The sequence below is a fragment of the Bacillus sp. B1-b2 genome, from assembly GCF_009183415.1.
Lineage (GTDB): Bacteria > Bacillota > Bacilli > Bacillales > Cytobacillaceae > Niallia.
In genome coordinates, this window is sequence record NZ_WEHU01000012.1 from 144,649 (window position 1) to 158,996 (window position 14,348).

Genomic DNA, 14,348 nt, shown 5'->3' on the forward strand with positions numbered 1-14,348 from the left:
TTATTAAAGTAGGATGAATTTTTTAATTTATTAAGGAGTGTAATTTTATTTTGGACACAACTAGCATTAAAAGTAATGATAATAAGAAATTCGTTAAGGATATAATTGGATATGCTCCCTCAAAACTAATACCAGCTTTTATTGCTTTATTATGGTCGTATATATTTACAAGGGTATTTACACCTGATGAGTATGGTATTTACAGTTTAGCAACTGCAATTATTATGCCATTAATGACCATGATGGTAGAATGGGCAGGTCAACCTATTGGTCGTTTCTATGCTGAATATATAGAAAAGAAACAACCAGGTCTATATTTTGAAATAATAAAAAAGATTACTAAGATAATTTCAATCATAGCTTTAACGATAGGATTCATGAGTATAATAATTACAGCATTATTTTTTAATAAATTTATTTTAGTTGTGTTGGCTCTTGTAGTTTATCTAATTTTTAATTCTCTAACTTTATTATTAACACCTATTTTACCATCTAGTATGGACATGCGTTCCTATAGACGTCTTGAAGTACTCAGAAATAGTTTTAGGTTAATTTTAGCATGTATTCTAGTATTTACATTAGAAAAAAATATTGTTTTTTTAATATGGGCGGATGCTATAGCCTCTTTTTTATTCTTCCTACCTTTATATAAGAAAGTAAATATGGTATTAAGTTCAAGTATAAAAAAAGAAGTAACTGATAAAAAGACTTTAAATAGTCATATTAAAAGGTTTTCTAGATATGGTATCCCCATGATGTTTTGGTTTTTATTCTCTCAATTACTTGTTGTAGGAGATCGATTTGTTATTCAATTCTTTTTAGGAAGCTATGATGTAGGAGTTTATACTGCTAATTATATGTTAATTTCAGGATTTTCATCTATATTGAATGCACCAATAACATTGGCAGCATTCCCAGTTATCTATAAAATATGGGCGAGTAAGGATAGAGATATTAATAAAATTGAGGATACAATAGAAAATATGACATATATCTTTGCAATAATCGCAATTTGCATTATAGGAGGCACTTATTTAGTTGCAAAACCATTTGCATCAATTGCATTAGGAGAGGAGTATTTAGCAGGTTATAAAATACTTACTCCAGTTGTATTAGGCTTAGTGCTAATGAATATTTCTACTCTAGGTCATAAAGGTTTAGAACTATTTGAGCAAACAAAAAAAATGAGTGTTTTCTTAGGAATCGCGACGGTTGTTAAAATTACGTTAAATATTATACTTGTTCCGCAATTTGGATATGAAAGTGCAGCTTGGACTACTCTTCTAAGCTATTTCATATACTGTTTACTTGTTTGGAAATCAACAAAAAAGCTTATTAAATGGAAAATTAAGTGGGACAGGATATCTATTTTAGCTGTAATTGCTATAATTGCAGTTTTAATATGCCAGTTTATAAAAATAAATAATCCTTATGTATATATATTGGTTGTGGGATTAGCTTACGTTTTTCTCTATTTTTCAGGGTATTATTTATATCTTAAATATAGAACAAGGGGAAAATCAGCTGTAAGCTTTACTAAGAAATAAGGGGAAAGTAAAATAATGGAGAAAAGTATGATGGGAAATAGTTCTGTAGCTATTGTTCTTCTTAATTGGAACAGTTATCAATTAACAGTAGAATGTCTTGAATCTTTGGAAAAACTTAATTATCCAGATTATCACATTTTTATAGTTGATAATGATTCACAAGACAGTTCATTTGAGGATTTAAAAAAAGATTATATGATGAATAAATTTAATTTGCCAATAACATTCATGCAGTCAGGTGCTAACTTAGGGTTTGCTGGTGGGAATAATGTTGCTATTAAAAAAGCTTATGAAATGGGCTATCCCTACATTTGGATGTTAAATAACGATACTGTTGTAGAGGCAAACTCATTAAGTACATTAGTAGAAGCTATTAGTAAAGATACCAAGACAGGTATTGTTGGATCAAAAATATTGTATTACGATACTGATTTGATTTGGTATGCAGGCGGTACAATTAATACTTGGACGGGGAAAACCAAGCATTTAGGTTATAAAGAAAGAGATATTGGACAATATAATAGTTCTTTTCAAGTGGATTATGTAACAGGGTGTAGTTTATTGTTTAAAAGAGAGTTAATTGACTCTATAGGACTAATGCAGGAAGATTACTTTTTATATTATGAAGAGACTGATTGGAATATACGAGCTAAGCAAGAAAATTGGAAAATAGTCTACGTTCCAGACTCAGTAGTTTATCACAAAGTATCTATTTCATCTGGTGGTGAAGATAATCTATCTCCTTACGTAGAATACTATTATATAAGAAATTCATATATTATGATAAGAAGAACACAGTCGATGGCTAAGATAATAACTGCTACATTATTATTGTTTTTAAAACTTATTAAGAGTCATTTGAAAATACTAATTAAAAAACAGGACAATAAAATAAATAGAAGTAAATTAATAATAAAGGCGTTTTTTGATGGGATTATAATGAAAACTGGAAAGTTATAATTAACATAAATAAGAAATTAAAGGTGTGGAATTATGAAAGTATCAGTACTAATACCTACTTATAATGCGGGTACAGATATAATTGATTTACTAAGGGCAATATACAACCAAAAGTTAAAACAACAAAATGAATTAGAAGTAATAATTATTGACTCAAGTTCAACTGATCATACAGTTGAAACTGTGAAGACAAAATTTCCAAAGACAAAGGTAATTGTTATTCCAAATAAAGAGTTTGATCATGGAGGAACTAGAAACGCACTATATACCTTATCAACTGGAGAACTTTTGTTATATATGACGCAAGATGCAATACCAGCTGATGAGTACCTAATTGAGAACTTGATCTCCTCTTTTGAAGATGAAAAAGTCATGATTAGTTTTGCAAGACAACTGCCAAAATCAGATGCAGCTCCACTTGAAGTTTTTGCAAGAAATTTCAATTATCCTTCAGTATCAATATTAAAAAGCAAAGAGAAAATTAAGGAATTAGGAATTAAAACCTTTTTCAATTCAAATGTCTGCAGTATGTATAGAAGAAGCTTATTTACAAAATTTAAGGGGTTTCGAGAAAAAATTATTTTAAACGAAGATATGATTTTAGCTTCTGAGGCAATATTAAATGACTACTATGTATATTATAACGCAGAAGCAAAAGTGTACCACTCTCATAATTATAATCTTAAACAACAGTCCAAAAGATATTTTGACATAGGAATGGCATTTCAAGAAACTGAACATCTTTTGAGTATGGCGTCTAATGAAAAAGAAGGAATTAAAATGGTTTTTAACCAGATAAAATATCTTTATAAGAATAAAAAAATTAGTTTAATACCATATAGCATAGTTGAAAGTGGGATTAAGTTCATTTCGTATAATTTAGGTAAAAGACATACCATTTTTCCACATCACATAAAACAAAAACTATCAGCCTATATGAAATAGCAGCGAAGAGGGGGGGGATATTAATGAAAAATAAAGACTCTTCGAAGAAAATTATTATATTAGAATTTATTCTTTTAGCCTTAATTTTTGTAGGTATTCCTATTAATGGCTTACCATATAAAATAGGCATATTCGGTGAAATGGCTTTTGAAGGACCTTTCTATGTATTATTTTTTTCCATTCCACTATATTTAATTTTATCCTTAGTATTAAGAAGAAAGTTATATATACCTATAAATTATTCATATATATTTTTTGTTCTGTTTATAGTTTGGGTCATAGTTGGTGGATTAGTAAACTTGGATGATATTCTCTCAAACACTTTTAAAGGAAGAACAGGTATTTCTAAATTTGCTGGACAAATTATAGTTATATTTTTTTCGATAATTATATTAACTTTCTTATACAACTTAATGAAAAAAAATGGGATTGGTAAAATCAAAAAAGTATTATCCATCTCCTTAATATTACCGTTTATATATTCTTTTCTAGAAATTCTTCATGGATTAAAAATTCAAATAGTTACGGACTTCTTGATCTCAATAGATAAGTATATACATGCATTTGGAATATTGAACTATCTACTCAGTGAAGATGAATTTAGAATAAGATCAGTATCCGGAGAAGCCTCATGGTTTGCCACCTATTTAGTACTTATTATTCCTTGGCTAATTAGAAATTCTTTTTTTACAAAAAAACTTATTTATAAATTTTTGTTAGCGTATAGTTTGGTCCTTACGTATTTAACATTTTCTAGAACAGTATACATTATTATACTTATACAGATAATTTTCTTTATTTACTTAATTTTAAAAAACAGTCAAAAATATAGTCTTAACATGTTAATAAATGAAACTATTAACTTTATGAAAAAAAGAAAAGCTATTACATTTATTCTACTTCTAGTATTACTACTGATTTTAATTTTGATTGGAATAAAGCCGTTTCAAATTATTGTATCTTTGTTTGATAATAATAATCTTTCAAATACCGCTAGATTATCTTCCCAAATTGCAGCAATTAAAATGGGGTTACAAAACTTTATTACTGGAATAGGATTAGGGCAATATGGATTTTATATGCCAGATTTTGTTTCTGAAAATGCTGTGGAAAGAAGTACGGAGATCGCACAATGGGCAAGTAAAGAAATAGGATCCCCTTGGCCACCAGTGCATGGTTTATATGCAAGAATATTTGCAGAGACTGGGCTAATCGGATTACTATTATGGTTATCTATTTGGGGATCATTATTCGTAACTGGTTGGAATCTGTTAAAAAGATTTAATAATAGTGAATTTGAAAAGAAGTACGATCTAATTTTTATACTTACAGTATTAATTGGTTTACTTTTCATTGGTTTTAACATAGATACATTTAGGGTCACTAATTATTATGTATTTATAGCAATGGCCTTTGTATTTTTTGAGGAATATGGTGAAACTATCCCAAGAAGGATTTTAAGTATAGGTGCTAAGTTTAAGAGTTTTGTTAAAAAGGAGAAAGTATGAAAAAAATATTAATTATGTCCTTGAAAAACCCATGGAGAAAAAATAAAATTGGTGGTTCACAAGACATTTTAGGAAGAATTATTGCATTAAGTTACTTGGGTTATACTGTGGATGTTATTGCAATTGATGATGAAGACCAATTACAAGTACCGTCAAACCTCCCAGAGAATGTTAACTTATTTTTATACAAAAAGAGAACAAATCTAAAAAATAGTTTAAAATATCCTATAGCTTCAGCAAATAGATATAAAAAAGAAATCTGTTACTTTTTATCTGAAAGAGAGTATGACATTGCTTTTGCAGAGTCTGAATTTATGCTACCATTTTGGACAAATAAGAATGTTAAGTCAAAGAAAAATTATTTGAGAATGCACAATATAGAAAGTGAGTACTATTTGGAACTTGCTAAGACAGAGAGAAGCTATTTAAAGAAGGTATTATTTACTTTTGATTCGAAAAGGTTAAACAAAATTGAAAAAAGTCTTAATGATTATTTTGAGAAACTTTTATTCATTTCAGAGAGTGAAAAGGAAAAATTCGCTAAAAAATACGGTGAAGATACAGTGGAATTCTTACCAGCAAGTGTACCGATATCGACGGCTGGATTGCTTCCCAATGTAGAAAGTAGTAATAATGGATTTCTAGCTTTTGGGGATTTCACTTTAGATATTAATAAAAGTGGCTTATTATGGTTTTTAAAAAATGTCTGGCCATTAATCGTAAAAGAAAATAAGGTTATTCGTCTTAAAATAGTAGGAAATGGTGCTGAAGCTTTTAAAGATTTCAAAAGTGATCAAATTGAAGTATTAGGTTATGTTGAAGATTTAAAAGCAGTATTCAATGAAGTTCAAACTATTATTATCCCCTTATTAGAGGGGGCTGGTGTCAAAATAAAGTTAGTGGAATCTTTATTAATGAACAAGACAATTATTACAACTTCGAAGGGAATAGAGGGTACAGATTTAAAAGATAATATACATTTATTAGTTGCTGATAATGATGAGGAGTTTGCACAGAAGTGTATAGACGTATTTCATGATAACGATATGTCAAAAGTTATTGCAAAGGAAGGATTTGTATTTGCAAAAGAACTCTTCAGCATTGAAGGTCAGATGAATTATATTGAAAAAATTATTGGTGCCGAATAAAAGGAGGTATTAATTTGAATATAGTTTTATTATCCGGTGGATCAGGTAAAAGATTATGGCCACTATCGAATGATTCAAGGTCTAAACAATTCTTAAAAGTACTTGAAAACGAAAATAAAGAACGTATATCAATGGTTCAGAGGGTATTTATGCAACTTAATTCTTTGAACTTGGACAAAGATACTGTTATAGCAACTAGTGAGTCTCAAGTGGATATGATTTACAATCAAATCGGAGAAAATGTTCCTATAGTGATAGAACCTGAACGAAGAGATACATTTGCTGCTATTGCTTTATCAGCAGTTTATTTATACTCTAATAAGAAAATACCCCTAGATGAAGTTGTTTGTATTCTTCCGGTAGATTCATATGTAGAGAATAGTTTTTTTGAAAGTGTCTGTAATCTGGAAAGAGTTCTCCAAGAGACAGATGCTGAAATAGCTTTAATAGGAGTAGAACCCACATATCCATCATCAAAGTATGGGTATATTATCCCTACCGATTCGAACGATAACAAAGAGTATTTTCAAGTGAGTCATTTTAGAGAAAAACCCACTGAAGAAATAGCCAAGCAACTTATCCTTGAAAACGGATTATGGAATTGTGGGGTCTTTGCATTTAAATTAGGATATATTATTTCCTTACTTGAAAGTCAAGGTCTACCAACTGTATACGATGAATTAGTTAACCAGTATCACTCTTTACCAAAAAATAGCTTTGATTATGAAGTAGTTGAAAAGTCTAAAAAGATTGTTGCTCTACCATACAAAGGTTATTGGAAAGACTTAGGTACTTGGAATACTCTGACTGAAGAAGTAGCAACATCAATTACAGGTAAGGGGAAAATTAGTGAAGATTCTATAAATACACATCTTGTTAATGAATTGGATATTCCGGTAACGATTATAGGTTGTTCAGATATAATTGTTGCGGCATCACCAGATGGAATTTTAGTTTCTGATAAGTCCGCTAGTCCAAGATTAAAAGATTATATTCATGAATACGATCAAATTCCAATGTATGAAGAGCGGAAGTGGGGATGGTATAAGATACTGGACTTCAATAAATATGATCGAGAAAGAGAAGTCATTACAAAAAGAATTTGTATTTTTGAGGGAGAAAATCTCAGTTACCACTATCATAAAAAACGCAGTGAGTTGTGGAATATTATACAAGGTACTGGTATTTTAATATTGGATGGAAAAAAGGAAATAGTTAATGCTGGAGATGTTGTGAAGTTACCACCTAACTCACGACATTCAATTAAGGCGTTATCTGATCTAGAAATTATTGAAGTTCAGACAGGCAGTGAAATTACTAATGAAGATATTTATAGAGAAGTTTCTTCATGGGAAGAAATAAATTCATTTATTAGTTCTTCTTCTCAGAATAGATAACTCTAAAAGGTTGTCACATAGATAAGTGACAACCTTTCATTGATGTAATGAAAAGATTGTATAGACTTTTACCATGTATAAAATATTTTATTTCGCATGCTTTATTAGAAAAGTGACAAGGGATAAGTATAAAAGCAGAACTGTTATTTGAGATATAAACTAGGGTTCTTATTTTATGCATTTAATTTGATGTAGGTATAAATTAGTTATTAGTAAGTTTAGTAAAGTAAGTGATCGTTTTGTTAATTTCAAAAAACTTCAATATAATCAGCGGGAGTGGAATAGTAATGTGGAATAAAGGTTTTTCCATAGATGAAATATTTAAAGGGAGGAAAAATAATCTAGATATAATCAGATTCTTCGCTGCTACATTAGTCATATTTTCTCATGCTTTTCCTTTAACATTAGGTAATGACATGAATGAACCTTTTGTAAAATTAACCAATGGTCAATCTACTTTTGGTTCAATAGCTGTATACATCTTTTTTATAGTAAGTGGATTTCTAATTACCATGAGTTATGATAAATCTAAGAACACTCTTACTTATTTAAAAGCAAGAATACTAAGAATTTTCCCGGGATTGATTGTAGTTATTTTGTTAACTGTATTTGTGTTAGGACCTTTAACTACATCATATTCACTAAATGCATACTTTAATAATCCAGAAACTTACAATTATTTTAAGAATATTACCCTAGTATATTGGGGAGATATTCTACCAGGAGTTTTTGAGAACAATATACATGGGGGAATTAATGGGTCTTTGTGGACACTCTATTTTGAGTTCATTTTTTATTTAGTAGTAGCTATGCTGGGTGTATTGAGATTATTGAAAAAGAGAATTGTATTACCATTATATTTAATAACTTTAGTAGCTCTGTTTTTACAGTATTTTCCTATAGATGTAAGATTTATATATTTGTTTGCATTTTATGCTGCTGGTATGTTAGTTTATCTATTTAGGGATAAAATATATATTAATAATTATAGTGCAATTATTAGTTTAGTTTCTCTTATAGTTTTAACATATTTTGATTATTTTCAGATAGCATTTAGTGTCTTTGGAACCTATTTGATCATGTATTTAGCTTTTTCATATACTAATGTTTTTCATAATTTTAGTAAGTATGGAGATTTTTCATATGGATTGTACATCTATGCTTTTCCTATACAACAATTGATAACTATGACATTTAATAATGAGATTAGCCCTTACTTTAATTTTATTATTGCATTACCATTAACTCTAATATTTGCTATATTTTCTTGGCACATCATTGAAAAACCTGCTATTAAACTTAAAAATATAAAGTTGACTTCGACCCTTTTTCAAACTAGGGGAAATTAATTAATTATTTTATATGAGTTGGATACTCATTGGTCAACTTTTAGGATAATGAATTAATAAGTTTAGTCTTAATAGATATGTATCTTATATTTTTATATCTGTAAGTTATTATTATATCTAAATCTCATTATTTTTGGGAAACAAGGACAGACTATAATAAGAAAGAAATTAATTATATTTAGCAATAAATATTATCTTTTATTGCTAAATATATCTTATAAGAGACAAGAATAAATACGTACCCATTAAAGGATAACCATCTCTCAAAATATAATTTTGAGGATTTTTTTTATAGAAAACTTGTAATTAGTAGCTATCTTACATATATAGACACATGAAATAACTATAATAAAAATAAATTACATTGTTTTATTTTACCTAAAAATTCTAATGAAATTTTGATTTTTTTAGTACTTCTCATCAATGGTAAATATAAATGGAATACGCAATTAAAATTAATTAAACAAGGATTTAGCCAATTACAAGGCGCCAGAATCAGGATTTTACAAACAATCGTACAATATACATAAGGGTAAAAAACATAGACGGGAATTTGTTATGACGTAGTTACTTATTATGAAAAGATTTAAAAAAATTAGGTGGTACTGGTACTGGTGACCGCGGGAGTAACTTATCGAAAGCTGCTTCATCGGTAATATATCGATATAAATAAGTTTCCCAAATAGATATTGAAGGTAAACCTGGACCTCATGAGACAATCGATATTCATTCGTTTCTGTAACCAGGTTCTGTTGGATTATTTCTCTATAAACAAGTTTCATTTTTCTTTTATAGGTAATCATTTCTAAAGTTGGTTCAGGGAATATGTGAATTAGATTCTTGTTCTACTTCATTCAACAGATTCAAAGCTAGTTGCTTTTCAGGTGTCTTTTCGCTATTAGACTCAAATTTATTGAATTTTCCCTTACACCATTTTACTTTTGTAATTAATTGCTTCATTTGTTCTTGATGAGATTCTATAGTAGTTTTGATTTAAGGAAACCCAATCAGCCATCTTTCGCAGAAAATTTCTTTAAGTAGTATTGTAAGCGTCAAATACACTCCATCTATTAAAGAAATTCTCTTAATGCGATAATCCCCTGAATTATAGATTAAGGATTCTCTTTTGATGTATAGAAAATCAAAAGAGAATCGATCGGGAAGAAAGATTCATCCATTACCGATCTAGTAACAAGACTCAAAAGGAGAGATGTAAATTTTATAATCTTAACTAAATCCAGGTTCACTACTGGATGAGAAAGTTAGAGAATATAAGGCAGTTTAAAAAACAGTGGAGGCTATTGAAAAATGACAGAATCCATTAAAGAAAAAGAAGTAAGTATATTCATTTATGTTGGAGGAATACTGCATGAAGTAAGGTACCGAACTAGTACAAAGAGTCCCCGTTGGTTCCAATCTGGGGTGAAACTAGCTTTTAAGTTCCCATGACAAAGAAGTTTGGCAATTCATTCAGCATCCTTGACATCTGTTTTACATCCTGGAAACTTCTTCATATGTGTTGGGCATTATAAAGACTCAATACATTCAGCCTCTAGTAATATTCACAATAGGTTTCCAGTAAACACTCTTGCTCTCCGTGGATGGGTATTATTCTGTGTTGTTTATCTAGTCCAGCAACTTGAAATAGAAAAACAGTTTTATTAGAAAACGTTTGACTGCATTTTCTTCTGGTGGCAAAATACATGAAGAAAATTGTCCATATGAATATCCAAACCATACGCTCTTTTATGACTATGTCTAGCGAAAACCTCCTTATATGGTTCTCATTATTATTGGAGGCTGGTGCAGTACAGAGATAGGAATAATCTCTACCATGTGTGTTTTCAGTAAGGGAGCCAACAGTCAATAGTGCACCATGGCAGTTGGAGTAAGCCATAGGACGGGCTCTCACGCACAAAAGGTCATTTGACCAATCTTCTTCAAACTCAGCCGTAGAACCAGTTGACAGTTCTGAACCCATTTCATTCTCTGTGGTGAAGCGCTGATTTTATGCTTCCTAGATGGCTATATGCGAAGTTAGAAAAGTCTCTAGATTAATTGGATAAATAAGATTGACCTATACCAAAAGTTTTCTTGGTCGATATCTTTACCAGTTTTTTTATTTCTTTTGAAAAGTTAACAAAATAATAACCTAGGTTCCATATAATTAATAGGGTGGGTCTATTCCATGCTTGCTTAAAAATTAAGAGAGTGTAAAGTAAAATGGGTAGTTGATATATTATTAATAATCATTCTTTCTCTAAATAAATAAGTTAGTAAAAAAAATCACTTTACATAAAGAGTATTAGTGAAGCATGAATATTTTTTAGATAATTTTACTACATTCAACGATTATTATGTTGTAAAGCCTCTTTTTGATGCAAAAATACTCCCCTTAAGGGAGTATGAAAAATTATCATATTCATGTGCTTACTTATAGGTGTGTTCAGTTAAGAAATATAACTTATTTTAGAGAAAAAATAGTAATGTTAGAAAGCTCCATCCTTTTTCAGTAATATAACAAAGGTTTTTAAAATTATTTTTAGGTCAAAAAGAAAGCTTCTTTTTTCAATATATATTAAATCAAGTTCTACCATTTCTTTAAAGCTTAAGTTACTTCTTCCGCTAACTTGCCATAATCCAGTACAACCAGGTTTTATATATAAACGTTGTTTATCAAAAATTGTATATTCTTCTACTTCTCTAACAAGAGGTGGTCTTGGACCAATTAAACTCATTTCACCTTTGAGGACGTTAATTAATTGAGGAAACTCATCAATACTAGTTTGTCTGATAAACTTCCCAATTTTTGTAATTCTTGGATCATCTTTCATTTTAAACATAGCACCATTAACTTCATTGTATTTAAGTAATTCCTGAAGTTTATCCTCGGCATCAGTAACCATTGATCTAAATTTATACATGTTAAACAATTTTTCATTTTTTCCAACACGCACTTGCGAGAAGAATACTGGGCCTTTAGGATCTTCAATCTTTATTAAAACTGCTACAATAAAAAATATAGGGAAAAGGATTATTAAAGCTAATATAGAGGCAAAAATGTCAAATGTTCGTTTATATATATTATAAAACTTTTTTTCTTTAAAAGGTTCGCTTACATGATATCTATTGTTAACGTTCGCTCTTGCAAGTTCTGTCATATTTACTATACTTCCTTTCGGTATTAATTAATAATGTTTGTATGTTTATTGTTGGTATGTTAGAAATCAGATTTTCGTCTTTCTTCAGGATTAAAGAATAATGCTAACCTATAGCATTATACCATAAATAAAAAAAAATATTAGCTGTTATTGTATTTTTTAAATTTATTGTAATTTTTTGTAACAACTTGTACTAGGTAAAAAATTAGCTTATACTTTCAATCTTTAACTTACTATAGAAAATAGAAAGTCATCACAAAAATTATCTAGAACAATAAGTTTGGTTAGGTACTAATAGCTATTCAATAAATAATGAATTTACTTCTAATCTAAGTAAACAAAAATTAGACGCAAAAATCAATGATTTTTAAAGAAATTTAGCTGGCAGTTTCTAGAAAATCAATGATTAAGTTTGAATTAGCATTCTAATAATAAGCTTAAGCTAGGCAATCAGATATAGTATTACTATATCTAGTCATTATTTTAACCTTTTTTTTATTAATTATGAAACTGATTGAAATTATATGTCATGATTTAAATAAGACTTTATTACAGGGGAAGGTGTATCTATAGAGTTGAATTTTATAGTATAGGAAAGAATACCCTAGGCATACTATTGAAAAACAATATTATATGTGGATAAAATGTGAAAATATAATTTAAATCCCTCGTGAAATCAATGGAAACGATCGATTTTTGTATGCACTTCACCTATTTAATTGTAGAATTAGTAGAAAATTGAAAGAGCTATGAAATGACGTATGATGCTTTGATCATTAGTGAAAATCCTATTGAGTCATTATTTAGAAGGTTTTTATCATTTCAATTTACATGTAATTATTAGTACAAAGTGCAACCTATTGTTAGATGTAGGAATCTCTTCACAAGAAAAAATCCCAAATCACTCTATTATCTCTAAATTCTTTCGCAATTTCTACAAGGTACAACGTTATGTGAGGGGCTTTATCATCATTGTTTACATTTGATTCATTTACAAGGAAGGATTTATTGTGAGTGAAACAAGGATTGTCAATGAGATAAAAGACTTAAAGCCCATGGGATAAAAGTGTAAACAAGTTAAAAATAGAACAGAAGAAGATTGAGGAAAAGAAAGAAAGAAATAGCCAAAAATAATGAACGTTGTGCATCCAACATGATGAATTTGGAAGATTTTCTAAACATCGTATTGGATCTCCTTCATAACTTTTTTATTGCGTCGTATGCTACAGCTGCCAATGTGCCAAGGTAACGCATATTGATTTGACAAGTCCATCGTTTAAACAATGAATTTGTAAAAAATGCGAAGGTAATTGTTCTAGATTCAGGTTATTACAATGCCAGGTTTGCATGAAAATTGTTCGAACTAGATTTTCTCTATGTACATGTCCTTTTGACGCTTTACAGCAAAGAGCCATTAAAAATGTTGCCATTACCAATTTAAACATCTGAAATTTTATGTAAGAGTCCGTATGATAAAACATATGATAATTTAAAAATGCCAATAAAAATTCTTGTATTACATCGACATGATCTTGTTCAATAAAATGAGTAGGGTTACAAAAGCTTAAAGTGAGGTAATAGTACTTAACCATGAGATACTTCTACGATTTTTCTTTGCTGAGATTGGTGTATATATGAATAATTCTACCATTCAATCAGTTAGCCACTTGGGCTGTTATTTCATTCACCAGAAAAAAAGAAAGTGCAGGTAAAAGCTAAGACATAAAAAAAGAAATCCTCCTGGTAATACAAGCTATATGTAATTTTGCTAAGGGCTGTTTCGAGGTGTAAGAATCGTTGGTTAATCACAAAATACTAGTCAATTGTAGCAAGGAGGCATTGTTGGACCCGAATGCTCCAAATTATTTATTCTATGCTTATAAAAAGAGAGTCGTTAAAAGAACCGAAAATTAATTAATATAACTAAAACTATATTGAATTATCACAACAAAGTTACCTACTGACAGGCACCCTACCTTTGCTTTTCTTATGAGATTTTTAATTATTTTAGGTTGAGGCGCCCTAATTAATAATATACAGAAAAAATCACTAGTGTCGCATAAATAAGTTCTGAATTTTCAGTTTTGCATTTTCCATATTTTTAAGAAAAAATGAAAACACCAAAACTAAGGTAGTAAACATCCATTTTTTTACTATAACCTGTGACTTATCCAACAACGATTGTTACAGCCCTTATGGCACGCACTTTTCTTTGATTTTGCGTAACCAAATGTTTGCGGATTTCCATAAAGCGGCTTTTAAATAGCGGCTAATTTGTAGATAACTTCGATCGCTATTCGTGTTCAACTGGGCCAATACGTTCAAACAGTATA

At 29.4% G+C, this 14,348-nt stretch carries 9 protein-coding genes and 1 pseudogene; 8 read left to right on the plus strand and 2 right to left on the minus strand.

All coding sequences use genetic code 11. From position 1 onward, the window contains the following. The first annotated feature begins 50 nt into the window (after positions 1-50). The 8 genes from F9279_RS13630 to F9279_RS25210 all read left to right on the plus strand — a co-directional run bounded on the left by F9279_RS13630 (position 51) and on the right by F9279_RS25210 (position 10,303). Entirely contained in the window at positions 51-1,547 is a 1,497-nt protein-coding gene (locus F9279_RS13630; RefSeq protein ID WP_152113901.1) for a lipopolysaccharide biosynthesis protein, read from the plus strand. A gap of 15 nt (positions 1,548-1,562) precedes the next feature. Further along, positions 1,563-2,507 carry a glycosyltransferase family 2 protein gene (locus F9279_RS13635; protein WP_152113902.1) on the plus strand — a complete coding sequence of 315 codons (945 nt, stop codon included), beginning with the start codon at positions 1,563-1,565 and terminating at the stop codon, positions 2,505-2,507. 33 nt (positions 2,508-2,540) lie between these two features. After that, on the plus strand, positions 2,541-3,452 hold the full coding sequence (locus tag F9279_RS13640) for a glycosyltransferase family 2 protein (RefSeq protein ID WP_226793498.1): 912 nt from the start codon (positions 2,541-2,543) through the stop codon (positions 3,450-3,452). A gap of 23 nt (positions 3,453-3,475) precedes the next feature. Further along, positions 3,476-4,960: an O-antigen ligase family protein gene (locus F9279_RS13645; protein WP_152113906.1), complete on the plus strand. Its 1,485-nt coding sequence runs from the start codon at positions 3,476-3,478 to the stop codon at positions 4,958-4,960. Then, positions 4,957-6,108 carry a glycosyltransferase family 4 protein gene (locus F9279_RS13650; protein ID WP_152113908.1) on the plus strand — a complete coding sequence of 384 codons (1,152 nt, stop codon included), beginning with the start codon at positions 4,957-4,959 and terminating at the stop codon, positions 6,106-6,108. Before F9279_RS13645 ends, F9279_RS13650 begins: the two co-directional genes overlap by 4 nt. Positions 6,109-6,122: 14 nt before the next feature. Beyond that, a complete protein-coding gene (locus F9279_RS13655; protein WP_152113910.1) occupies positions 6,123-7,505 on the plus strand; it encodes a sugar phosphate nucleotidyltransferase in 1,383 nt (460 codons plus the stop codon). A 287-nt stretch (positions 7,506-7,792) separates the two neighbouring features. Next, positions 7,793-8,854 (plus strand): acyltransferase family protein, encoded by a 1,062-nt coding sequence (locus F9279_RS13660; protein ID WP_152113912.1) that lies wholly within the window; start codon positions 7,793-7,795, stop codon positions 8,852-8,854. 1,308 nt (positions 8,855-10,162) lie between these two features. Then, entirely contained in the window at positions 10,163-10,303 is a 141-nt protein-coding gene (locus F9279_RS25210) for a hypothetical protein (RefSeq protein ID WP_193224571.1), read from the plus strand. Between the two features lie 1,040 nt (positions 10,304-11,343). On the opposite strand, the gene F9279_RS13665 is transcribed toward F9279_RS25210, so the two are convergent. Both F9279_RS13665 and F9279_RS13670 read right to left on the minus strand, forming a co-directional pair. Next, the gene (locus F9279_RS13665; protein ID WP_152113914.1) at positions 11,344-12,015 is read right to left on the minus strand and encodes a sugar transferase; all 672 of its coding nucleotides are present in this window, start codon (positions 12,013-12,015) and stop codon (positions 11,344-11,346) included. A 2,193-nt stretch (positions 12,016-14,208) separates the two neighbouring features. Next, positions 14,209-14,348 (minus strand): annotated as a pseudogene (locus tag F9279_RS13670) (IS4 family transposase); the annotation flags it as partial.

Excerpts from the sequence above, each read along its gene's own strand:
- F9279_RS13635 (WP_152113902.1), top strand. The coding sequence starts at position 1,563 with ATGGAGAAAAGTATGATGGGAAATAGTTCTGTAGCTATTGTTCTTCTT.
- F9279_RS13640 (WP_226793498.1), top strand. The coding sequence starts at position 2,541 with ATGAAAGTATCAGTACTAATACCTACTTATAATGCGGGTACAGATATA.
- F9279_RS13645 (WP_152113906.1), top strand. The coding sequence starts at position 3,476 with ATGAAAAATAAAGACTCTTCGAAGAAAATTATTATATTAGAATTTATT.
- F9279_RS13650 (WP_152113908.1), top strand. The coding sequence starts at position 4,957 with ATGAAAAAAATATTAATTATGTCCTTGAAAAACCCATGGAGAAAAAAT.
- F9279_RS13660 (WP_152113912.1), top strand. The coding sequence starts at position 7,793 with ATGTGGAATAAAGGTTTTTCCATAGATGAAATATTTAAAGGGAGGAAA.
- F9279_RS25210 (WP_193224571.1), top strand. The coding sequence starts at position 10,163 with ATGACAGAATCCATTAAAGAAAAAGAAGTAAGTATATTCATTTATGTT.
- F9279_RS13665 (WP_152113914.1), bottom strand. The coding sequence starts at position 12,015 with ATGACAGAACTTGCAAGAGCGAACGTTAACAATAGATATCATGTAAGC.